The sequence below is a fragment of the Kitasatospora sp. MAP12-44 genome (assembly GCF_029892095.1).
GTDB lineage: Bacteria > Actinomycetota > Actinomycetes > Streptomycetales > Streptomycetaceae > Kitasatospora.
On record NZ_JARZAE010000004.1, the window covers coordinates 3,735,226 to 3,756,075 of the forward strand.

Here is a 20,850-nt window from a genome sequence, read left to right on the forward strand (position 1 = left end):
GTTGTTGCGACCTCTCGGTCACCACGGCCCGTACGGGCCGATGTTGCGCTTGCCGCCACCGCCGCGGCCATCGGTCAGCTGCTTGATCGCGGGTCGCACATCGACCATGTAGACGATCGCGGCGACCAGGCCGACCAGTGTCAGCGGCGCCAGCACGCTCGCGCCGAACAGCAGGTCCACGCCGAGGGCGAGAGCGAGGATGACCACCCAGAACCGCTTGGACTTCTTGTCCGCCGCCCGGTAGGCGTCCTCGCGCCGCAGCGCGGCGTCCACCAGGGCGAAGAGCTTGAACAGCACCATCGCGGTGGACAGCCACCAGAACGGGTTCAGAAAGTCGAACAGCAGGATCTCCACTGGGGTCTCCTCAACTCAGGCTCCGGCTGCACCTTGCTCCGACTGCACCTCGCGGCACCTCCGGACCAGCCACACAGACCCAACGTACCGGCTGGCCCCCACGTGCCGGGCTACTTCGCGCCCGTGCTCTTCCGCGCCCTCGGCGCCTTCTTCGCGGGCGCCTCGGCCGTCGGCTGGGCGGTGGGCTGGGCGGTGGGCTCGTCGAGCAGTTCGGCCTCGACCGTCTCCACGGGCTCGTCCGCCGCGCCCGACTCGACCGGCTCCACCACCTCGACGTCGACGACCACCGCGGTCGGCTTGGACGCCTCGTCCGTCCCGTCCGCCCCGGCGGCGGTCTGCTGCCCCTTGTCCACGACCGCCTGGCCTCGCACGGCCAGCTCGTCATAGACCTCCTTGGCCTTGACCGCGAGCTCCACCGCACGGCCGACCTGCTGCAGCGCGAAGCCCTGCGCCAGCTCCTGCAGTGCCTTGAAGTCGCTCGGCAGCGCCGTGACTGTCTCGGCCACCTTCGCCGGTGCCCCGATCAGCCGGGCCTGCGCGTCCTGGAGACGGGCCGCGGCCAGCTCCTGCGCACCCTTGCGGTCGCCCGCGAACGCCTCGACTTTGCCCGGCACCTCGCGCAGCTTCTCGTAAGCGAGGTCCCCGGCGCCCGCGAGGGCGTACAGCGGGGTCGGGTCGCTGAGGGTCTTCTTGATGTCGTCGGTGATCGGCATGACCGGTCCTCTCCTAGGCGTCGGAAGCCCGGTAACGGGCCCGTCGTAGCTCTGTTCCGGCACCCGCCCGGGCGGGCGCCACCGTGTCCCGCTGGTTCAGCCGTCGGCAGCGGGCGCGCCCGGCTGCTCGGCCGCCGGCCCGTCCTGCTCCCCGGGCTCCCCGGGGCTGCTCGCGCGAAGGCTGTTCTCCTTCACAAAGGCCTCGTAGACCGCGAGCAGCGCGTGCTTCTGCTGCTCGCTGATCCCCGGATCGGCCAGGATCGCGGCCCGCAGCTGCGGACCCTCACCAGGCCGCTCCTCCAGGATCCCGGCCTGCACATAGAGCGTCTCCGCCGAGATCCGCAGCGCCTTCGCGATCTGCTGCAGAATCTCCGCGCTCGGCTTGCGCAGCCCGCGCTCGATCTGGCTGAGGTAGGGGTTGGACACCCCTGCCACCTCCGCCAGCTGCCGCAGCGAGTACTGCGCGCTGCGGCGCTGCTCGCGGATGTACTCGCCGAGCGAGCCGACATTCAGTGTGGCCATATCGGCAGTCTGCCCCCGCTTGCTTGCAAATGCAAGCAGGCCTGCAAGCGGGCGGGTCGCAACCCGACCGGCACCCGACCGGCACCCGGCCGCAGCTCAGCGCAGCCCGGCGCAGCCTGGCAGCGCGCCGCGGCGCCGGAAAGCGCTGGCCTCGGCTCGCGGTGGAACGTAGCGTCGAGGCATGGAGTTGCTCTCGGTCAATGTCGGCAGGCCGCGCCCCAATCCGTGGAAGGGGCTCACCGATACGGGTATCGACAAGCGGCCGGTGGACGGGCCGGTGGCGGTGAGCGACCCCGGGCCCAAGGGCACCGGGGCGGTCGGGCTGGCCGGTGACCGGGTCTATGACCTGAAGCACCACGGCGGCTCGGACCAGGCGGTCTACGCCTATGCGCGCGAGGATCTGGACGGCTGGGAGTCCGCGTTGGGCAGGCCGCTGGCGGACGGTTCCTTCGGCGAGAACCTGACCACGCTCGGGCTCGACGTCAACGGCGCGCTGATCGGTGAGCGCTGGCGGATCGGCGGGGAGGTCGTACTGGAGGTCTCCTGTCCGCGGATCCCGTGCGGGACGTTCCAGGGGTGGCTGGAGCAGGCCGGCTGGATCAAGCGGTTCACGCTGGCCGCGCTGCCCGGCGCGTATCTGCGGGTGGTCGAGCCGGGCGAGATCCGGGCCGGCGACCCGGTCGAGATCGTGCACCGGCCCGACCACGAGGTGACCGTCGCGCTCAGCTTCCGCGCACTGACCCTGGAGCCCGACCTGCTCCCCCGGCTGCTGGTGGCCGACGCCCTGCCGGAGGAGGCGAGGGAGTCGGCCCGTCGCCGGACCGCAGACAGGCCCTAGCCTCGTCAGGTCAGCCGGACCGGCATCAGCAGAGAGAAGGTGCCCTCGCCGGCGGCCGAGCGGATCGCCAACGGGCTGACCGCACTGCCGAGTTCGAGGACCAGCTGGCCCTGGACCCCGGCCGCCAGCGCCTGCAGCAGGAACTCCTGGTTGAGGGCGATCCGCAGACCGTCGTGCTCCCCTGCGGCCTCGGCCGCGGTGTCGGCTGCGGTGTCGGCTGCGGTGTCGATGACGCGCAGGGTCCCGGCAGCCGGGTCGACGGCGAGGACGGTGAGCGCGGCGTCGATGCCGTCCGGGGCGGGTTCACTGCGGCGGGTCGGCCCATCGGACACCGCCCGGCGCAGGTCGGCGGCGTCGATGCCGACCCGGTGGGTGGGCTCCAGGCGCAGCAGGCGACGGTAGTCGGGGAAGTCCAGGTCCAGGCTGCTCCCCTCGACGAGCCGCCCGTCGGCCGAGGCCAGCAGCCGGCCGCCGTCCAGCTGGAGGCTCAACTCGTCCGCACCGACGGCCTCTGCCAGCAGCTGGATCTCGTCGGCCAGCGCGGTGGGCACCAGGGCGCTGAACGTCGCGGCCTCGCCGCGGGCCTCGACACCGGCCGCGACACCGGCCTCCGCCGACTGCACGGCGGCCTCGGCGACGGCGATCCGGTAGCGGTCGGTGGCGACCAGGCGCAGCACGTCGCCGTCCAGGTCGAAGAGGACGCCGCCGAGCATCGGCAGCTCCGGATCGGCGCTCACCGCGAACCGTACGGAGGCCAGCGCGGCGGCCAACTCGGCGCGGTCCACGGTGAGTCGGACGGTGTTCGGGGTAGTGGTCATCGGGTGCTCCCTCTGGTCGAGCAGGACTCGGACGGTGGAGAGTTCACGACGCGCGTCAGCCAGACCGTCCTCCAGTCGCCGCAGATGCGCGTCGAGCGCACGGTGGGCAGCGGAGGAGCCGGCGGGCGCCTCCAGGACCAGCCGGATGTCGGCCAGCGGCAGCCCCACCCGGCGCAGTCGGCAGATCAGCCTGGCGTCGGCCAACTGGTCGGGCGCGTACCAGCGGTAGCCGGTCTGCGGGTCGACCCAGGCGGGACCGAAGACGCCGGCCCCGTCGTAGAACCGCAGCGCGCTGACGGTCAGCCCGCTCTCCCGGGCCAGCCGGCCGATACTGCGCAGTTCGCTCTCCATGTCGCTGAGCCTGCGGCCTCGACCAGGTCGAGGGTCAACCTCGGCACCCGCGGGGACGGGCACGCTCACGAGGTCATCGCCCGATAGACGGGCGCGAGCAGCACCGCCAGGTTCCGGCCCCGTACGGTGATCTTCGGCGGCGGCAGCTGCTCGATCGCCGGCGGTGGTGGCGGTTCCTCCGGCTCCGCGCCGTCGCGCAGGGTGAACTCGCCCTGCCAGTAGCCCTCCAGGTGATCCGTCATGCCTCCATCGCCTCGACTTCGGCTTCGGCCGTCAGGGTGACCAGCTCCCGCAGATCCTCGACGGAGAGGTCGCCGAGCCACTGCCCGCCGCCCGCTCCGACCACCGTCTCGGCGAGCGCCCGCTTGGACTCGATCATCTCCGCGATCCGCTCCTCCACCGTGCCGACGCAGACGAAGCTGCGCACCTGGACGTCCCGCCGCTGCCCGATCCGGTGCGCCCGGTCGGTGGCCTGCTGCTCGACCGCCGGATTCCACCAACGGTCAAGGTGGATCACCTGATTGGCGGCGGTCAGATTGAGCCCGGTGCCGCCGGCCTTGAGCGAGAGCAGGAAGACACCCGGCCCGTCCTGCTCCTGGAACCGGGCGATCAGCTCGTCGCGGCGGCGGGCCGAGAGGCCGCCGTGCAGGTAGAGCACCTCGGTGCCGAGACGCTCGGGCAGGTGCCGGTGCAGCATCGAGCCGAACTCGGCGTACTGGGTGAAGACCAGGGTGCGTTCGCCCTCGGCGAGAGCCGACTCCAGGGTCTCCTCCAGCCGGGCGAGTTTGCCCGAGCGGCCGGCCACCGCCGAGCCGTCGTGCAGCAACTGGGCCGGGTGGTTGCACACTTGCTTGAGCTTGCCGATCGCCGCCAGTACGGTGCCCTTGCGCTCGACGCCCTTGATCCCCTGCACCCGGTGCAACAGGTCGGCCACCACGGCCTGGTAGAGGCCGGCCTGTTCGGTGGTCAGGGTGCACCAGACCGTCATCTCCTGCTTCGCCGGCAGCTCAAGGGCCACCCCGGGATCGCCCTTGAGCCGGCGCAGGATGAACGGGCTTGTCCGGCGCTGGAGTTCGGCGAGCCGGACGGCGTTCCCGTGCTGCTCGACCGGGATCGCGTAGCGCTCCTTGAACGCGGAGGCCGAACCGAGCAGGCCCGGATTGGCGAAGTCGAGGATGGCGTGCAGCTCGGTGAGCCGGTTCTCCACGGGCGTGCCGGTCAGCGCGATCCGATGGTCGGCCGGGAGTGAACGCAGCGCCCTGGACTGGGCGGTGGCGCTGTTCTTGACCTGCTGCGCCTCGTCCGCGATCACCCGGCGCCAGTCGATCGTGCGCAGTTGCTCGGCGTCGCGTTGGACCAGGCCGTAGGTGGTGATGACCAGGTCGACCCCGGCGACGGCCGCGCGCAGCTCGTCGCCGGTCGGGCGCTCGGCGCCGTGCTGGACGTGCACCCGCAGGGACGGCGCGAACCGGGCCGCCTCGCGCCGCCAGTTGCCGACCAGCGACATCGGGCAGACCAGCAGGGTCGGCCGGGCGGCTTCGGCAGGCTCGGCTGCGGCCCGTTCGCCCTGCTCGCCCCGCTCGCCCCGCTCAGCCTGCTCAGCCTGCTCGGCCTGCTCGGCGGCGAGCAGTGCCAGCGTCTGCACGGTCTTGCCCAGCCCCATGTCGTCGGCAAGCACCGCGCCCAGGCCCAGCCGGGTGAGCGAGCGCAGCCAGGCGACCCCGCGCTCCTGGTAGGGCCGCAGGGTGGCGGTGAAGCCGTCCGGCAGCGGCACGGGCGGGGCCCACCCGCCGGCGGTCGCGCCGGCCCGGGAGGCCGTCCGATCGGCGAGCAGCTCGCCGAGCACCCCGGAGGCCCGGACGGCGCTGACCGGCAGTCCGCCGACCGAGGCCTCCGGGTCGAGCGCCAGGCGCAGCAGCCGGCCCGGCGTCATCTCCCCGCGCCCCTCCCGGGAGAGGAAGTCGACGGCGGCGGCGATCTGCCGCGCATCCACCTCCACCCACTGGCCGCGGATCCTGACCAGGCCCTCCTTGGCTGCCGCCAGATCGGCCAACTGCTGTGCGGTGAGCGGCTTTCCGTCGATGGCCGCCTGCCAGCGGAAGGCCACCACGGCGTCGCGGTCGACCTGCCCTGCGGTCTCCACCGCGCCGGGCGCGGCCGGCCGGGCGGTGAGCGCCATGCCGAGCCGCGGCGGCCGCTGCCACCAGCTGGGCAGCAGCACCCCGAAGCCTGCGCCGCTGAGCACGGGGGCCGCCTCGCGCAGGAAGGCAAGCGCGCCGGCCCGGTCCAGCGTCAGCGACGCCGGGCTGCCGGTGCGCAGCACGGGCCGCAGCTCGGCGCGGCAGCGCGCGGCACGGTCCAGTTCGGCGAGGTAGGAAGCCTGCGGGTCGTCGGTCTTGCGTTCGAAGGCGGCGAGCGCCGCGCCACCGGCCCACAGGTCCGCTGCCGGGACGAGCAGCGAGGGTTCGTCGGCGGCTTGGAGCAGGAAGTCGAGCCGCCAGTGGTCGTCCGAGGGCCGGCCTTCGGGGTCGTCGGGGTCGGGCCCGAGCGGTTCGACCAGGCGGAAGCAGAGCCGGACGGCTGCGGCGGCGGGCTCCTCACCGGCGCACCAGTCGGCCAGCCGCCCGGCGAGCTGCTCCAACGCGCCACCGTCGAGCGCGGTGTCGAGCGGTATGGCGAGCGCGGTGTCGAGTCGGCCGTCGGCTGAGCCGAGCGCCACGAACCAGCGCTCGGTCAGCCCGTCCACCGCAGCCTGCCCGTTCACTGCGGGCTCGGCGGCAGGCAGGCGCAGCGCCTGCGGTTGCTCGGCCAGCGCGGCGCGCACCTCGCGGTCGGTCAGCGCGTCGAGCACCTCCCCCAGCAGCTCCGCCCCCTCCCGCTCCCCCCGGCAGACCGGCGGGCAGCCGGCCGCCAGCGCCGCCGCCTCGCGCCGCGCCGCAGCGTTCAGCACCGGCTGCCAGCGCGCGTGCGGCACCCCGTCCTCGCTGGTCAGCGCGGGCAGCACCTGCCCACTCCCGGCCAGCCGCCAGGCGAGGTCGTGCACACCGGTCAGCCAGCGCAGCGAAGCCCCGTACGCGACGTCCACCCGCCCGGCCCCGGGCAGCTCGGAGCTGCTCAGCGCCCAGCGGGGATCGAAGAGTTCACCCAGCAGCTGGGCTGCCTCGGCGGCCTCGAAGAGCAGTGCCGGCACCCGCCAGCGGCGCAGCGACACCCCGCTCGCACCCCGGCTGCCGAGCAGCTCCGGCGACGGCGCGGGCGAGCCGCTGAGCGAGGGCAGCGCGAGCGTCGCCCAGCGCTCCGGCGCCTGCCCGGCCAGCCACTCAAGGCCGGGGCCGATCCCGGCCAGCAGCTCGGCCAGCCGACCGGCGGCACAGGCGTACGGGTGCGGACGGACGGCATCGGGCCCGCCGGGCACCGGGCCGCGCGCCGCAGCCAGCGCCCGCGCGTCCTCGGCCCACAGCGCGAGCCGCCCACCCGTCCGCCAAAGGCCGTGCACGGCGAACATGGGACTCGGCCTCCGGTCTGCGGACAGTCCTTGCAGCCTAGTCGCGACCTGCGACAACGCGCCGCGCCGAAAGATGTGGTTGAACGTTGAACCAAAGACGGCTACGGTGGAACCAACAAGTTGAAGCCTCAACAACAGGCTTCGGACCTCAGGAGGAGCCATGGGCCTGTTCAACCGCAAGACCGCCGCCGCACCCGCCGCCGTCGCCGTGCTGGACGCACCGGCCGCCACCGGCACCGACCTCTCGCACCTGAGCGGTGACTACACCATCGACAGCTCGCACAGCAGCATCGAGTTCCGGGTGCGGCACGCGATGGTCACCAACGTGCGCGGCGCGTTCGCCGAGTACGACGGCCGGCTCCACCTGGACGGCGCCAACCCCGCCGCCTCGCGGGCCGAGCTGGTGATCAAGGTCGCCAGCGTCGACACCGGCAACGAGCAGCGCGACGGACACCTGCGCACCGGCGACTTCTTCGCGGTCGAGACCCACCCGGAGATCACCTTCCGCAGCACCGCCACCGAGCAGCTCGACGCCGACCACTACCGGCTGACCGGCGACCTCACCATCAAGGCCACCACCCGGCCCGTCGTGCTGGACCTGGAGTTCACCGGTACCGCGACCGACCCCTACGGCATCGAGCGGGTCGGCTTCGAGGGCAGCACGACCGTCGACCGCACCGAGTTCGGCTTGACGTACAACGCCGCACTGGAGACCGGCGGGGTGCTGATCGGCGAGAAGGTCAAGCTCTCCTTCGACATCTCCGCCGTCCGCGCCGGCTGACCGCTCCCCACCCCCGCACCCGCACCGCACCCGCTCCCCGACTCCGGCAGGATGGTCCGGGGAGCGAACGGTGGGAGGGGCTGTGGAACTGCGCCAGCTGCGCTACTTCGTCACAGTGGCGGAGGAGCTGCACTTCGGACGGGCCGCCGAGCGGCTGCTGATCGGGCAGCCCGCCGTCAGCCAGCAGATCCGGCGGCTGGAACGGGAGTTGAAAGTCGACCTCTTCGACCGTACGCCCCGCCTGGTCCGCCTCACGACGGCCGGTGAGGCGTTCCTGCCGGCCGCCCGAGCGGTACTGACTGCCGAGGACGCGGCCCACGCGGTCGCCGCCGACCTGGCGGCGGGCCGACTGGGCGTGCTGCGGCTGGGCACCATCACCGGCCTCGGCGAGCGGCTGGACCGGATCCTGGACGCGTTCGAGCAGCACGCCCCCACCCTGCGGGTCGAGCTGATCGCACTCCCCGTCAAGGAGCGGCTGGCCCACCTGGCCGACGGCCGGCTGGACGCCGCGTTCGTCCGGGGAGCGGCCGGGCCGGAGCCCGCGGAACTGCGCCGGATTCCGCTCTGGCAGGACGAGTTGGTGGCCGCCGTGCCCGCCGGACACCCCCTGGCCGAGCAGCCCTCGGTACGCCTGGCGGACCTCGCCGAGCTGCCGCTTCGGCTGACCGCGCGCCGCAACCACCCGTCGCTGGTCGATCTCGTTCTCACCGGCTGCCGGCAGGCCGGTTTCGAGCCAATCCCGGGCCCAGCCTCCAGCACCCTGCAGGACACCCTGGCCGCGATCGGCGCCGGCACCCCGATGTGGACGGTGGTGTACGCGGCCAACGCGCGGATCATGCGGATCCCCCGGGTCGCCTTCGTCCCGTTCGCCCCGCCCGGGCCGGCCCTGCCGACCGCGCTCGTGCTGCGCCGGGGCGCCGCCTCGGCGGGGCTCGAACTGCTGCTGAAGGCCTGCAAAACACCACTGACCTGTGACGATCAGGAATCGTGATCGCTACGAGAGCGATTCGGGTCTGGGTCGGGACCGGCCCGCCACGATGAACTGTTCCCCGAAGGCAGAGCGCACCGGAACAGCCGGTGCCGGCCGATCGATCGAGGAGCAGATCATGCCCGTCGTCACCGTTCAGCAGGGCCCGCGCACCGTCGAGCTCAAGCGCGAGCTGGTCGCCCGGATCACCGACGCCTTCGTGGATGCCTACCAGATCCCGGCCGAGGCGGTTCAGGTCTGGATCCACGAGGTGCCCACCGACAGCTGGGGCACGGCCGGCAAGCTCACCGCCGACAAGTAACTACCCGGCCAGCAGTGCGGCGTCCTCGGCTGACAGCCAGCTCCCGGGCGGGCGCCGCAGCCAGCCCTCCCGTCGGCCGATCGCCCGCGCCTGGTCGCGCAGCAGCTCAACCGCCTTGCCCGCAGGCCCTGTTCGGGTGACCATGCCCACCAGGGTGAGCGGCACCGGCTCCACCAGCGGGCGGGTCACCGTGCCGGGAAGCTCCGGACCGCCCAGGGTGGTCAGCATCGGGTCGCCGTGCCTGACGATGTAGCGAGCCGTCTCGTCCACCCCCACCGGCGGGGCGTACGGCGCCGCTGCCGTCAACCCGTGTGCCGCCAGCAGGCGTTGGCCGAAGCCCGTCCACTCGGTGGTGGCCGGGTTCCCGGCGCAGATGTCCACCGGATGCCCGACCAGCTCCGCGATCCGCACCGCGCCGGGCCCGGCCAGCGGGTGGTCCTGCGGCAGCATCAGCGCCAACCGTTCGAGCCTGACCGGGAGGTGGGACAGCCGCTCGCGCAGCACGGTCGGCAGCCCACTGAAGCAGCCGAACGAGACATCCAGCCTTCCGGCGATCAACTCCCGTGCCGCAGCGGCGAGTCCGCCGTGATAGCGGGCCAGCAGCTCGGCCTGCGGGTCGGCCGCCCGGGCCGCGGCCAGGATCCGGTCCGCCGTCAGGTCCTCGCCGGTCACCGCGCTGTTGAGGTCCACCAGCAGCGGGCGGTCCGCCGCCGGGGCCAGCATCTCGTCCTGCAGCGCCAGCAACCGACGTGCCTGCGGCAGTAGTTGCTCGCCCGCCGGGGTGAGCGCCACGCTGCGGGTGGTCCGGACGAAGAGCTCGCGGCCGAGCAGCCGCTCCAGCGTACGGACGTCCCGGCTCAGCGCCTGCTGGGCGAGGTGCAGCCGCTCGGCCGCGCGACCGAAGTGCAGGGTCTCGGCGGTCGCGACGAAACAGCGCAGCAGGCGGGGGTGCAGGTCGACGGGCATGGCAGCAGATTAACAACGCGACTGCGTCAATACCTCCGAACAGGTGTTGGACCGCCCGTACGCGGCCGGTCCAGGCTGAGGGAACACCCCAACCCCTTGCCTGGAGAGCCGTGTTCTCGTCGTACCGCCGACTCCTCGCAGTCCCCGGCGCAGTCGCCTTCACCTGCTTCGGACTGCTCAGCCGCCTCTCCTTCGGCATGCTGGGCATCAGCGTGCTGACCATGGTCGTCGACCGGCGCGGCTCCTACGCGACGGCCGGCGCGGTCTCGGCCGCCGGGCTGGTCGGGACGGCGCTCGCCCTGCCGCTGCTCGGGCGGCTGGTCGACCGCCACGGCCAGGCCCGCACCACCGTGCCCGCCGCCCTGCTCGCCGCCGTCCCGCGCATCGCGCTGCTGCTCTGCGCACACGGCGGCGCCCCCGACTGGACGCTCTACTGCTGCGCCTTCGCCTCGGCGGCCGCGCCGAACGTCGGCGGCATGGCCCGAGCCCGCTGGGCCCACCTGCTGCGCGACGACCCGGCCGCCGCCCATGTCGCCAACTCCCTTGAGCAGGCGCTGGACGAGCTCTGCTTCATGACCGGACCGGTGCTCGGGGTGCTGCTCTGCGGCTGGTTCTTCCCGGAGGCCGGTCTGCTCGCGGCCACCGTGCTGTCCACCCTCGGCGCGCTGCTCTTCGCCGCCCAGCGCCGGACCGAACCGCCGCTCCCCGCCGCCCCGCCGAGCCGCCCGCGTTCCGCCCTGCGGACGCCGGGGACGGCGGTGCTGGTGGCCGCGTTCCTGGCCGTCGGCGCGGTCTTCGGCGCGCTGGAGGTCAGCACGGCGGCCTACCTCGGCTCGCGCGGCCACCAGGGCGCGGCCGGTGCGCTGCTGGGCCTGCTGGCGGCCGGGTCGTGCGCTTCCGGCCTGGTCTTCGGGCTGCTGCGGGCCCGCCGCCACCCGGTCGTCCGCTTCCTGCTCGGGCTCACCGCGATGGCCGCGCTGATGTGGCTCCCGCTCGCGGCGGCCGGCCTCGGCGCGGGCACGGTGACGCTCGCCGCCGTCCTCTTCGTGGCGGGCACCGGCACCGCGCCGACCATGGTGACCGGTATGACGCTGCTCCAGCAGGTGCTGCCGGCGGACGCCTTGAACGAGGGCATGGCCTTCGCCGTCTCCGGCATCGTGACCGGCATCTCGGTGGGTTCGGCCACGGCAGGCCTCGCCGCTCAGCGGTACGGCCCCGCCACCGGCTACGCCATCGCCACCACGGCCGCCGCCCTCGCCCTGCTGCTCACCCTGGCCGGCCGCCGGCGCCTGCGGCCGGCCAGGCCCTACGCCCAGGTGTACTCGTACTCGGGCAGCTCGAAGCCGCCCGGGAAGGGCGCCCAGCGCTCGTCCGTGCGGACGCCGCCCGCCCGCTCGTAGAAGGCCACGGCGCGGTCGTTCGCCCGCAGCACCTCCAGGTAGAACGGCGCGCCGGGGTGCTCGGCCGCCGCCCAGCCGCGCGCGGCGGCCAGCAGCGCGGTCCCGAGGCCGCCCCCGGTGCGGCCCGGGCGGACGTGCAGGTTGTCGAGCAGCAGCCGCCCGTCCGGCTGCGGCACGACGTAGCAGAAGCCGACAAGCCGCCCCTCGGCGTCCTGCGCGACCAGCAGCCGCGGGGTGTTGGCGGGCTCGCCGTAGTCGACGGTGAGCCGGATCCCCCACAGTTCCTCGCGCTCCGCGAGCAACCCCTCCCCCAACGCCTCGTCGGGCACGATCCCGGCGTACGCGACCCGCCAGCTCTCGGCATGCAGGGCGGCGACCGCCGACGTGTCGGCGGCGCCACCGACCCGGATGACGACGGCGGCGGGGGCAAGGGCGGGCTGGTGATCGTTCACCCCCCGAGCCTGCCACACCGCCCCTTCGCGCACTGCGCCCAGCGGGGTTGAACACGTTCAAAAACAGGTCTACAGTCACCGCCAAGAGGTTTTGAACGCGTTCGAAACGGAGGGGTCCGATGGACTACACAGTCCTCAGCTATGCCGCCTACCTGCCGGTAGCCGCCGGCGTCACGATCTGGGTCGCCCGTACGCTCAGCCGCAACGGCAAGGTCTTCCTGGCCGATGTCCTGGCCGGCGACGGGGCGCTCGCCGACGCCGTCAACAACCTGCTGGTGGTCGGCTTCTACCTGCTCAACCTGGGTTTCGTCGTGCTCTGGATGAAGAACGGCGATCAGATCAGCAGCCTCCAGGGGGTCTTCGACGCCCTCTCCGTCAAGCTCGGCTCGGTGCTGTTGATCCTCGGCCTGATCCACCTGGCCAACGTGTACGTGCTCAACCGGATCCGCCACCGCGGCGCACTCGACCGCCAGCACCGCCCGCCGGTCCCCCCGCAGGGCTGGACCCAGCCGGTCAAGGCCTGACGGCGCCCGACCCCGCGCCGGCAGCAAACGGAGAGGCGGCACACCCGATGACCGATCACCACGGCACAGCCGGCCCGGCCGTCACCCGGCTGACCGTCCTGCACGATCCCGGCTGCCTGCTCTGCCGCAACCTCACCAGCTGGCTCCGTGGGCAGGACCAGCTCGTACCGCTGGAGTTCGTCGCGGTGGCCTCCGCCGAGGCGCGGAGGCGCTATCCGCAACTCGACCACGACGCCTCGCTCGGCGAGATCACCGTGGTCGCCGATACCGGCGAGGTATGGCGTGGTCCGCACGCCTTCGTCGCCTGCCTCTGGGCGCTGGCCGCACACCGGCCGCTCGCCCAGCGGCTCAGCACCCCGACCGGCCTGCCGCTCGCCCGAGCGGCGGCCTTCGCGGCCGGCCGGTACCGCGCCGCGACCGGCGCCGGACGGGTGCGACCGGCGGCACCGGGCGCGGAGGGGGCGCCCGGTACCGCCGGACCGGACCACGGCGACGATCCAGGATGTACCGACGGGACCTGCCGGATCCCCGGCTAGGCTCGACCCTCGTGGACGACGCAGCGGCAACCAGCACCGGCAGCACCGACGCGCCCCGGGGAGGCCGTGCGCTCCCCAAGACCGACAAGAGCGAGCAGACCCGCGCGCTGATCCTGGACACCGCCATGCGCATGTTCCAGGAGCGCGGCTACGACAAGACCACCATGCGGGCCATCGCCGGCGAGGCCGGGGTCTCGGTGGGCAACGCCTACTACTACTTCGAGTCCAAGGAATACCTGATCCAGGGTTTCTACGACCGGATGACGCACGAGCACGCCGCCGACGCGCGGGCCAGGATGGCCGGCGTGCAGGACTTCGCCACCCGCCTGGACATCGCGCTGACCGCCTGGGTGGACTGCGCGGCGCCCTACCACCAGTTCGCCTCGCAGTTCTTCCGGACGGCGGCGGATCCCAACAGCCCGCTGAGCCCGTTCTCCGACGAGTCCCACCCGGCGCGGACCACCGCCGTGGAGCTGTTCCGCGAAGTCCTGCTGGAGTCCGAGCTGGCGCCCAAGCTGGACACCGAGCTGACCGAGCTGCTGCCCGACCTGCTCTGGCTGCACGAGATGGCCGTCGTCCTGTACTGGGTCTTCGACCGCACCGAGGACACCGAGCGGACCAGGGCCTTCGTGAAGCGCTGCACCCCGCTGGTGGCCAAGCTCGTGGGGCTGACCCGCTACCGGATGTTCCGGCCGATCGTGCGGGACGCCAAGGGCCTGATCCACGACTTCATCGTGCCGACCTTCGGCATGGCCGCGAGGCCGCCCCGCGCCTCGGACCACGCCCCGCAGGCCGCGCCCGCGCGCAAGACCCGGAAGACCGCCAAGGCCGCGAAGTCCGCCAAGGCCGCCGAGTCCACAGAGTCGGACTCGGTGGACTCGGCGGACTGACCCCGGCTCAGAACTCGTCGTGGTTCCAGGCCTTGAGCGGCGTCTGCAGCAGCCGGTCGAGGGCCACCGCGGCGCCCGGGCGCAGCTCGCTGACGAGCGACGCCGCGGCCAGCCGCGGAGCCGACTCCGCCCCCAGATAAAGCGTGCCCAGGGCGGAGGCGGTCAGGGCGAGGTCGGCGTCGCCGCTGGTCGGGACGGCGCGGCCGGCGCCGTCAGCGTCGGCCTCCAGCGCCCAGCGCCCGGCCGCGTGTCCGAGCGGGTCGGAGACCTCCAGCACCACGCGGCCCGCCCCCGCGTACGTCCGGGCGCCGAAGGCGGCGGGGACGTCGAGCACCCGCAGCCACATGAAGTCGAAGTTGTCCCTGGCGGGCAGCGCCGCCCGCGGGTCGCGCAGCAGCAGTGGCAGCGGGTCGTCCGGTCCGATGTTCCTGACGGTCACCTTGCGCACCCAGTCGACCGAGAGCACGTACCGCCAGAGCGAGTTGGCGGTGGGCTGGTCCAGCGCCAGGAAGTCCTTGACGGTCAGCCGGCAGTCGGGGCTGGCGCCGTCCCAGTTGTCGTCCACCGTATAGACCAGCAGACCGGTGACCTGGCCCCGGGCGTCGCGATGAACGGCCGCGAAGGGCTCCTTGAAGTCGAGGCCCGGAACGTCCACTGTGCCGGCCGCGACCCTCCAGGAGGACTCGTCGCGGGCGATGGCACCCGGCCTGGTCGGCCGCCAGCGCTCGTGCAACTCGGGGCCGAGCTTGACCAGTTCCGCCATGCTGATCAGGTCGATCCGCCCGCCCACGGCCTGCGGCACCTCCTCGCGAAGGCCGCCGGCCCGGTTGAGGTCGATCTCCCAGCCGTGGTACCGGGTCGCCGGGCCGAAGCCGAAGCGGCCGTAGATGCCGTACTCGGCGGCGATCAGGATCGCGACGGCCTCGCCCCGCTCGCGCGAAGCGGCCAGATCCCGGGTCATCATCCCGGTGAGCAGGCCGCGCCTGCGGTGCGTCTGCGTGGTGGTGACCCCGGTGATGGCCGAGACCGGGAGCAATGCCCCGCCGGGGAGCGTCAGTTCGCTCGGGAAGCTGCGGAACGTCGCGACGCAGCGAGCGCCCTCGAAGGCGCCGAGCGTGCGGCCCGGGTAGAGCCGCAGCCGACGGAACTCCTCGGCCACCGGCAACCCCGGCCGCATGAACCCGACACTGACCGCCGCACCCCAGGCACCCAGGTCCTCCTCGCCGACGGCGCGGATCTCGATGCCGCCGTCCTCCGGGTCTGCTGCGCTGCCTACCGGCGTATCGATGCTCATCCCGCCACCGTACGACTCGCCAACAGGCCCGGCATCCGATTTTCCAGGCTCAGCGGGTGTTGGCAGAGCCGGCCAGTTCCCGGGCAAGCCTTTCCGTGGTGGTCTCGACCCAGTTCATCGTTCGTGCCGTGTGGTAGCCGAGTGCGTGGTTGATCCCGATCATGTAGCTGTTCGTGGTGGCGGTGGTGGTGAGGACACGTTCCATGTCCGGCCGCTCGTCGGTGAGTCGGCGCATCATGGCGGCCTTGATCGCCCGACCGAGCCCGTGGCCGCGGTGCGCGGCCAGCACAGAGGTGTCGTTGATGAAGCCGACCCCGGGACGGTGTGGGTAGGTGTGGATGACGTGCACGCCGACGACCTGGTCCGTGGCGTCGTCGACGGCGACGACCACCCGCTGCTCCACGCCGGAATCCGCCAACTCACGGTCGGTCTCGCGGATTCGGGCCGGGGTCCAGACAGTCGGCCGGTAACTCGTCCGACCGAACGGAGCGTCCTGGATGGCCTGCCGGGCCACGGCATAGGAGTCGGTGAACTGCTCGGGCGTCGCTCCCGTCCAGTGCGCCAGACGGTAGCCGGCCGGAACGGGCACCTCCCACAGCCGCACGGGAGTCGTCGCGATGCGCAGGACCTGCATCACCATGCTGTGCGTCACCTCGAACCCGAGGCCCGCCACCCACGGGGCCCCTGCGGAGTCGGGCTTCATGGGCTGCCCGAGGACGGTGCCGCGCCGAGCGTCCAGCACCGCGGGCATCGCGGCCCGGAGGAGCGCGGTGCCGATACCGCGCCGCCTCAGCTCGGGGTGCACATGGACCTCGACATTGGCGATCCCGCTGTTCGAGCCCTCCGGCAGCGCGACCCTGACCGAACCGACCAGACGTCCCTCCAGGTGGCCGACCCAGAAGCGGCAGGATCCGTCCTCGATCGGCGGTGTGCGCAGGCGGCCGATCGCGGCCTCGTAGGTCAGCGGCGGGTCCTCGGAGAAGTCCACCGCTGCGACTGCTGCCCGCATCACGTGGTAGTCGGCCAACTGCTCGTCGCCTGCGTGGTGCGGATCGAGCGGCTGAATGTCGAGGCTCACCGAATCTCCCCTGTTCTCTGTGGACGGGGCCATTGCGGCCGGCCGGATCTCGTCGACCGCAGCTCCCGTCATGAGTGGACTGGGAACCTGACACCCCCGACGTAGCCTACGGGCGGGCGTAGAAGTCGGGGCGGCCCATGATCCAGAGGCTGGCCTGCTTGATCGCCATGCCCGGGCGGGGGGCCTCGATCATCTGGTCGTCGCCGAGGTAGATGGCGACGTGGTAGATGTCGGCGGCGCGGCCGGTGTGGGTCCAGAAGACCAGGTCGCCGGGGCGTAGTTGCGGGTAGTCGACGGGGGTGGACTCGGCGTACTGGTCGGCGGCGAAGTGGGTCAGGCGCTTGCCGCTCTGGTGCCAGGCGAGCATGGTCAGCCCGGAGCAGTCGTAGCCCTCCGGGCCCTCGCCGCCCCAGATGTACGGCAGGCCGATCGTGGAGCGGGCGAAGTCGATGGCGGCCTGCGCGGCCGGCTCCGACCAGGCGGCGGGTGCGGCCGGGCGCTCGGTTGCGGGGTGCCGCGCGGCCTCCTGCGCGGCGGCGGCCGAGGCCGCCGCCTTGGCGGCCTCCTGCGCCTGGCCGGCGGCGCTCGCCTCCAGGGCCTCCTGGCGCTGGCGCTCCAGCTCCACCGTGGTGTCGCGGGCGGCGGCGAGCTCGCCGAGCAGGTGTTCGCGTCGGGCGGTCAGGTCGGTGACCAGCGCCTGCTGGTCGGCCAGCCGCGACTGCGCCCGCGCCTTGGCCTGCTCGACCGCCGCGGCGGCCCGGCCGGCCTGCTCGGCGGCGCGGCTCGCGGCCTCGTCCGCCGCGGTGGCCGCGGCGGCGGTGGAGGTCGCCGCGTCCAGGATCTGCCGGGTACTGGTGCCCGCCGCGCCCACCGCCGCGGCCTGCTCGGTGACGGCGATCGGGCCCCGGCTGCCGAGCAGGGCGTCGATCGCGGCCAGTTCGGGGGTGCCGCCGGTCCGGTAGGTGGCGGCGGCGAGGGCGGCGGCGTCCTCGGCGGCCGAGGCGCGGGCGGCCTGCGCCTCGGTGGAGCGCCGGGACGCGTCGGCGGCATCGGTCCGGGCCTTCGCCAGCCGGACCTGCGCGCCGTTGTAGGCCTCGACCGCCTGCTCGGCGATCCGGCCGGCCTGGTCCAGTTCCGCCCGGGCGCCGGCGAGCCGGGTCTCGACGCCGGCCGCGGCCTCCGCCCGCTGGTCGGCCTCCGCGGTCGCCCGGGCGATGGTGCCGGTCGAGGGGTACGCGTCGTCCGCGGGATCGTCGGTGCCGGGGGCCCGCACCGCCTGGACGGCGGCGGGGGCGGCTGCGGCCGGGCCCAGCGGGGCGGCTCCGGTGACGGTGGTCAGCGCCAGCAGCAGGGTGGTCAGGAGTCTGCGGGCCACGAGAGAGACCTCTCCGTCTGATGATCAGTCAACTATCTCATCACGTGACCATTTGGTCACTCGACGTAATATTCTCAAACCTGACGAACAGTCAATGCCAACCCCATGCCGCCGAGCGGGTGAGATCGGGCTGAGCCGCCGAGCCGGACGTCGATCAGCTCCGCCGACGCGGTGACCGCGTCCCGTACGGGCGGGCCCGGCCGGCCTGGACGGTGCGGCGGCGGTGCTCGGCGCCGCGTTCGTCGGCGCGGGCCGTCCGGGCGCCGACGCGGGTGTCGAGGTGGTGGGCGTCCAGGTGGGCGGTGGCCCGGGCGGCCATCCGCTCGGCCACCCGGTGGGTCGCCGCGTGGTGCGCCGGGACCTTGTCGGGGGCGCCCGCGATCAGGTCGAAGATCCAGGTGCGGACCAGGTCGGCCCGCCGGTGCAGCAGGCGTTCGCGGCGCAGCGCCCGGGCCCGGCGGCGCGGCCGGTCCGCGTACCGCCAGCGCGCCCAGGGGCTGGACGGGCGGGCCAGCCGGACCGCGCCGACCCAGGAGAGGCCGGGCACCATGATGCCCAGCAGGCCGGTCCACAGCTTGCCCTTCACCAGCGCGACGATGGACATCACCGCGTTAGCCGCAATCAGCGCGAACGGCCCCCAGCGGCCGAACCAGTCGGACGAGGACTGCCCGGGCACCACGCCGAGCGGCACATAACCGGTCAGCAGCAGCGCCGTCACCAGGATGCCGAGGATCACCGCGTCCACCGACTTGCGGCCCTGCTCGCTCCAGTAGACGTCCTCCAGATGCAGGATCAGCGCGAACTCGTCCAGCACCAGCCCGCAGCCCACCCCGAAGAGCAGCCCGAACCAGTCGATCCACGGGTGCCCGCCGCTGGTCGCGAAGACGCCGATGCCGGCCACCAGCAGACAGCCGATGCCGAAGACCATGTGGTGGATGTGCAGCCCGCCGGGCGTGAAGTTGCCCGGCCACCAGCGCACCTGCGCCCGGATCAGCCGCACGCTGACCCGGATCAGCACGAAGGAGCTGATGAACCCGACCAGCAGCAGGAAGAGCGGCTGCTTGTGCGGCGCCACGATGTGCTCGCGGTAGCTCTCCACCAGGTCGGGGAGGTGCATGGGTGGTACGTCCTAGCGTTGGTGCGTGTCCGGGGCCCGGGGCCCGCTTCCGGCTGCCTAACGTCCGGTCAGAAGCCGCGGGTACGTTTGGCGGCCCGGCGTGGCGCGGTGAGGTAGGGCGCGAGCCGGTGTTCCGCACCGGGACCGGGGACCTTCATGAAGAGCCGGGCCACCTCACCACCCAGGCTCACCCCGATCGCCAGCGCCATCGCCAGCGCGGCCGCCCGGCTGATCGAGACCAGCCCGACGGACGAGTGCCCCTGGGCGAAGGCGAGCATTCCGAGGTAGAGCGCGGAGCCGGGCATCAGCGGGCCCAGCGCGGCAGTCATGTACGGCAACGCGGAGGCCGAGCGGTAGCGCGCCATCAGCTGGCCGAAGAGGCCGACCACTCCGGCCGCCACCCCGGTGGCGACGATCGGCGAGATATGGGCGCTGTAGGCCAGCACGCCGTAGACCGACCAGCCGATCCCGCTGTTCAGGGTGACCATCGGCAGGGTGCGCCGGTCGGTCTGCAGCAGCATCGCGAAGGCCAGTGTCAGCAGCATCGCGGCGGCCAGCTGGACCGGCGGGTTGTAGATCCCGATCAGCGTCTCGTCCGGCCGCAGATGGGCGCCGAAGCTGACCCCGACATAGAGGATCAGCATCACGCCGATCACGATGCCGGCCACCAGGTAGAGGACTTCGAGCAGGCGGGCGGCGGCGGTGATGTAGAAGCCGGTCAGGCCGTCCTGGACGGCCGCCACCAGGGCGCGCCCCGGCAGCAGCGCGAACAGGCCACCGGTGATCGCGACCGAGCCGCGCAACCCCGACTCGTGCAGCGAGAGCACGATGCCGGTGGCCGCGGCCGGCATCGACGCGAGCACGAACTGGTAGAACTCGGGCAGTCCGCGGCGGGCCACCAGCAGGGCCAGCCGGTCGCCGATGACCGCGCCGATGAAGGCGTTGATGAAGACCAGCCAGGCCCTGGCGTCGATCTGGCCGCCGACCAGGAAGGTGGCCGCGCCGGCCAGCAGGCCGGTGGTCAGCGTGATCAGCCAGACCGGGTACGGGTGGCGGTTGCGGCGGATCACGGCCAGCCGGCGGTAGGCGTCGTTGACGGTGATCTTCTCGGCGGTGATGTCGGCGACCAGCTTGTAGACCGCGGCCAGCCGGGTGTAGTCGGAGGTGCGGCGGCGGACCACCCGGGCCGCGGTGACCGGCGGCTCGACCAGCGAGGGCTGGTAGGAGATCGACATCAGCGTGAAGGTGACCTGCGGCTCGCAGCGGTCCAGCGCGTAGGCGTGGGTGACCCCGAGCATGGCCGCCTCGGCGTCCTCGGCGCTCTCGCCGCTGGCGAGCAGCAGTTCGCCGATCCGCAGGGTGAGGTCGAGGATCCGCGGCACGTTCTTGGCGGTGGCCTCGGCCTTGGACTGGCTCGGGGTGCGTTCAAAGGCGGGGCGCTCGGACATCGGGGTGCGCAGCAGGGTGCGCATCCGGTCCGGCCAGGGGGCGGCGCCGGGGGCGCCGGCGCGCAGGCTGGGGACGGCGAGGCCGGTCGGCGGGTGGTAGCCGACGGCGCGCCAGACCTCGGGGGTGAGAGTGTCGTCGGAGCCGGTGCCGAGCGGCTCGCCGGTCTCCGGCGGGTGGCCGAGCAGGCCGGCGGTCTGCACCGGCGCCGGCGCCAGCGGGATCGCCTGCATCTGGTCCGCGGGGGGCACGGCGCGGCCGAGCAGTCCCTCGGTGGGCGGTGCCTCGGACGGCGGGACGCTGCCGGGCGGTACGGGCAACGGGACGGCCTGCACCGGGTGGTCGGCCTGCCCGGTGACGTCGTCGGCCTGCGCGGCGGCCGGGGTGACAGGGGTGGCAGGCGTATGGCCGCCCGTCCCGCCCGTACGCCGCTTGCCGCTGGTCCGGCTCCGGCCGCTCTTCCCGCCGCGCGCGCTCCCGCTGCCGCCCGGTCGGCCCCGCTTAGGCACTCCCGCTCCTCACCGCCCCGGAGGTGGCCCCGCCACCACTCGTGATCTTCGCCTCCACCTTGCCCGAACCGGACCGCGTACGCATATGTACG

21 protein-coding genes are annotated in these 20,850 nt (G+C 73.2%); 8 read left to right on the forward strand and 13 right to left on the reverse strand.

Annotated features, from left to right (window positions below):
* Positions 1-18: 18 nt before the first annotated feature.
* The 3 genes from P3T34_RS17390 to P3T34_RS17400 form a co-directional block, all read right to left on the reverse strand.
* The gene (locus tag P3T34_RS17390) at positions 19-348 is read right to left on the reverse strand and encodes a DUF2516 family protein (RefSeq protein WP_280672185.1); all 330 of its coding nucleotides are present in this window, start codon (positions 346-348) and stop codon (positions 19-21) included.
* A gap of 116 nt (positions 349-464) precedes the next feature.
* On the reverse strand, positions 465-1,067 hold the full coding sequence (locus P3T34_RS17395; RefSeq protein ID WP_280666937.1) for a hypothetical protein: 603 nt from the start codon (positions 1,065-1,067) through the stop codon (positions 465-467).
* Positions 1,068-1,163: 96 nt separating this feature from the next.
* A complete protein-coding gene (locus P3T34_RS17400) occupies positions 1,164-1,589 on the reverse strand; it encodes a helix-turn-helix transcriptional regulator (RefSeq protein WP_280666938.1) in 426 nt (141 codons plus the stop codon).
* A 181-nt stretch (positions 1,590-1,770) separates the two neighbouring features.
* Between P3T34_RS17400 and P3T34_RS17405 the strand changes: the two genes are divergently transcribed.
* On the forward strand, positions 1,771-2,427 hold the full coding sequence (locus tag P3T34_RS17405; protein ID WP_280666939.1) for an MOSC domain-containing protein: 657 nt from the start codon (positions 1,771-1,773) through the stop codon (positions 2,425-2,427).
* A 5-nt stretch (positions 2,428-2,432) separates the two neighbouring features.
* On the opposite strand, the gene P3T34_RS17410 is transcribed toward P3T34_RS17405, so the two are convergent.
* From P3T34_RS17410 to P3T34_RS17420, 3 genes are all read right to left on the reverse strand, one after another.
* Positions 2,433-3,596 carry a MerR family transcriptional regulator gene (locus P3T34_RS17410; RefSeq protein ID WP_280666940.1) on the reverse strand — a complete coding sequence of 388 codons (1,164 nt, stop codon included), beginning with the start codon at positions 3,594-3,596 and terminating at the stop codon, positions 2,433-2,435.
* A 65-nt stretch (positions 3,597-3,661) separates the two neighbouring features.
* Entirely contained in the window at positions 3,662-3,838 is a 177-nt protein-coding gene (locus P3T34_RS17415; protein WP_280666941.1) for a hypothetical protein, read from the reverse strand.
* Positions 3,835-7,101 (reverse strand): DEAD/DEAH box helicase, encoded by a 3,267-nt coding sequence (locus P3T34_RS17420; RefSeq protein WP_280666942.1) that lies wholly within the window; start codon positions 7,099-7,101, stop codon positions 3,835-3,837. Before P3T34_RS17420 ends, P3T34_RS17415 begins: the two co-directional genes overlap by 4 nt.
* 160 nt (positions 7,102-7,261) lie before the next feature.
* Here P3T34_RS17420 and P3T34_RS17425 point away from each other — a divergent pair, with 160 nt between their 5' ends.
* From P3T34_RS17425 to dmpI, 3 genes are all read left to right on the forward strand, one after another.
* Complete coding sequence (locus P3T34_RS17425) at positions 7,262-7,882, forward strand: YceI family protein (RefSeq protein WP_280666943.1); 621 nt, start codon at positions 7,262-7,264, stop codon at positions 7,880-7,882.
* 82 nt (positions 7,883-7,964) lie between these two features.
* A complete protein-coding gene (locus P3T34_RS17430) occupies positions 7,965-8,873 on the forward strand; it encodes a LysR family transcriptional regulator (protein WP_280666944.1) in 909 nt (302 codons plus the stop codon).
* 115 nt (positions 8,874-8,988) lie between these two features.
* Positions 8,989-9,171 carry a 4-oxalocrotonate tautomerase DmpI gene (gene dmpI / locus P3T34_RS17435; RefSeq protein ID WP_280666945.1) on the forward strand — a complete coding sequence of 61 codons (183 nt, stop codon included), beginning with the start codon at positions 8,989-8,991 and terminating at the stop codon, positions 9,169-9,171.
* On the opposite strand, the gene P3T34_RS17440 is transcribed toward dmpI, so the two are convergent.
* Positions 9,172-10,137: a LysR family transcriptional regulator gene (locus tag P3T34_RS17440; protein WP_280666946.1), complete on the reverse strand. Its 966-nt coding sequence runs from the start codon at positions 10,135-10,137 to the stop codon at positions 9,172-9,174.
* Between the two features lie 110 nt (positions 10,138-10,247).
* Here P3T34_RS17440 and P3T34_RS17445 point away from each other — a divergent pair, with 110 nt between their 5' ends.
* Positions 10,248-11,537, forward strand: a complete 1,290-nt coding sequence (locus P3T34_RS17445; RefSeq protein ID WP_280666947.1) for an MFS transporter — start codon at positions 10,248-10,250, stop codon at positions 11,535-11,537.
* Here the strand turns inward: P3T34_RS17445 and P3T34_RS17450 are convergent.
* Positions 11,444-11,989 carry a GNAT family N-acetyltransferase gene (locus P3T34_RS17450; RefSeq protein WP_280666948.1) on the reverse strand — a complete coding sequence of 182 codons (546 nt, stop codon included), beginning with the start codon at positions 11,987-11,989 and terminating at the stop codon, positions 11,444-11,446. The genes P3T34_RS17445 and P3T34_RS17450 overlap by 94 nt on opposite strands.
* A gap of 119 nt (positions 11,990-12,108) precedes the next feature.
* On the opposite strand from P3T34_RS17450, the gene P3T34_RS17455 reads away from it, so the two are divergent.
* The 3 genes from P3T34_RS17455 to P3T34_RS17465 are packed head-to-tail and all read left to right on the forward strand — an operon-like array spanning position 12,109 to position 13,939.
* Positions 12,109-12,513 (forward strand): hypothetical protein, encoded by a 405-nt coding sequence (locus P3T34_RS17455; RefSeq protein WP_280666949.1) that lies wholly within the window; start codon positions 12,109-12,111, stop codon positions 12,511-12,513.
* A 47-nt stretch (positions 12,514-12,560) separates the two neighbouring features.
* Complete coding sequence (locus P3T34_RS17460; RefSeq protein WP_280666950.1) at positions 12,561-13,049, forward strand: DCC1-like thiol-disulfide oxidoreductase family protein; 489 nt, start codon at positions 12,561-12,563, stop codon at positions 13,047-13,049.
* An 11-nt stretch (positions 13,050-13,060) separates the two neighbouring features.
* A complete protein-coding gene (locus P3T34_RS17465) occupies positions 13,061-13,939 on the forward strand; it encodes a TetR family transcriptional regulator (RefSeq protein ID WP_280666951.1) in 879 nt (292 codons plus the stop codon).
* A gap of 7 nt (positions 13,940-13,946) precedes the next feature.
* Here P3T34_RS17465 and P3T34_RS17470 read toward each other — a convergent pair whose 3' ends face one another.
* The 5 genes from P3T34_RS17470 to P3T34_RS17490 form a co-directional block, all read right to left on the reverse strand.
* Positions 13,947-15,233 (reverse strand): GNAT family N-acetyltransferase, encoded by a 1,287-nt coding sequence (locus P3T34_RS17470; RefSeq protein ID WP_280666952.1) that lies wholly within the window; start codon positions 15,231-15,233, stop codon positions 13,947-13,949.
* Between the two features lie 49 nt (positions 15,234-15,282).
* On the reverse strand, positions 15,283-16,311 hold the full coding sequence (locus tag P3T34_RS17475; RefSeq protein ID WP_280666953.1) for a GNAT family N-acetyltransferase: 1,029 nt from the start codon (positions 16,309-16,311) through the stop codon (positions 15,283-15,285).
* A 106-nt stretch (positions 16,312-16,417) separates the two neighbouring features.
* Positions 16,418-17,686: a C40 family peptidase gene (locus tag P3T34_RS17480; protein ID WP_280666954.1), complete on the reverse strand. Its 1,269-nt coding sequence runs from the start codon at positions 17,684-17,686 to the stop codon at positions 16,418-16,420.
* A gap of 154 nt (positions 17,687-17,840) precedes the next feature.
* Positions 17,841-18,803: a hypothetical protein gene (locus tag P3T34_RS17485; RefSeq protein WP_280666955.1), complete on the reverse strand. Its 963-nt coding sequence runs from the start codon at positions 18,801-18,803 to the stop codon at positions 17,841-17,843.
* A gap of 68 nt (positions 18,804-18,871) precedes the next feature.
* Positions 18,872-20,482, reverse strand: a complete 1,611-nt coding sequence (locus P3T34_RS17490) for a threonine/serine exporter family protein (protein WP_280672187.1) — start codon at positions 20,480-20,482, stop codon at positions 18,872-18,874.
* Between the last annotated feature and the right edge of the window lie 368 nt (positions 20,483-20,850).

Excerpts from the sequence above, each read along its gene's own strand:
- P3T34_RS17395 (WP_280666937.1), bottom strand. The coding sequence starts at position 1,067 with ATGCCGATCACCGACGACATCAAGAAGACCCTCAGCGACCCGACCCCG.
- P3T34_RS17400 (WP_280666938.1), bottom strand. The coding sequence starts at position 1,589 with ATGGCCACACTGAATGTCGGCTCGCTCGGCGAGTACATCCGCGAGCAG.
- P3T34_RS17405 (WP_280666939.1), top strand. The coding sequence starts at position 1,771 with ATGGAGTTGCTCTCGGTCAATGTCGGCAGGCCGCGCCCCAATCCGTGG.
- P3T34_RS17410 (WP_280666940.1), bottom strand. The coding sequence starts at position 3,596 with ATGGAGAGCGAACTGCGCAGTATCGGCCGGCTGGCCCGGGAGAGCGGG.
- P3T34_RS17415 (WP_280666941.1), bottom strand. The coding sequence starts at position 3,838 with ATGACGGATCACCTGGAGGGCTACTGGCAGGGCGAGTTCACCCTGCGC.
- P3T34_RS17420 (WP_280666942.1), bottom strand. The coding sequence starts at position 7,101 with ATGTTCGCCGTGCACGGCCTTTGGCGGACGGGTGGGCGGCTCGCGCTG.
- P3T34_RS17425 (WP_280666943.1), top strand. The coding sequence starts at position 7,262 with ATGGGCCTGTTCAACCGCAAGACCGCCGCCGCACCCGCCGCCGTCGCC.
- dmpI (WP_280666945.1), top strand. The coding sequence starts at position 8,989 with ATGCCCGTCGTCACCGTTCAGCAGGGCCCGCGCACCGTCGAGCTCAAG.
- P3T34_RS17440 (WP_280666946.1), bottom strand. The coding sequence starts at position 10,137 with ATGCCCGTCGACCTGCACCCCCGCCTGCTGCGCTGTTTCGTCGCGACC.
- P3T34_RS17455 (WP_280666949.1), top strand. The coding sequence starts at position 12,109 with ATGGACTACACAGTCCTCAGCTATGCCGCCTACCTGCCGGTAGCCGCC.
- P3T34_RS17460 (WP_280666950.1), top strand. The coding sequence starts at position 12,561 with ATGACCGATCACCACGGCACAGCCGGCCCGGCCGTCACCCGGCTGACC.
- P3T34_RS17470 (WP_280666952.1), bottom strand. The coding sequence starts at position 15,233 with ATGAGCATCGATACGCCGGTAGGCAGCGCAGCAGACCCGGAGGACGGC.
- P3T34_RS17485 (WP_280666955.1), bottom strand. The coding sequence starts at position 18,803 with ATGCACCTCCCCGACCTGGTGGAGAGCTACCGCGAGCACATCGTGGCG.
- P3T34_RS17490 (WP_280672187.1), bottom strand. The coding sequence starts at position 20,482 with ATGCAGGCGATCCCGCTGGCGCCGGCGCCGGTGCAGACCGCCGGCCTG.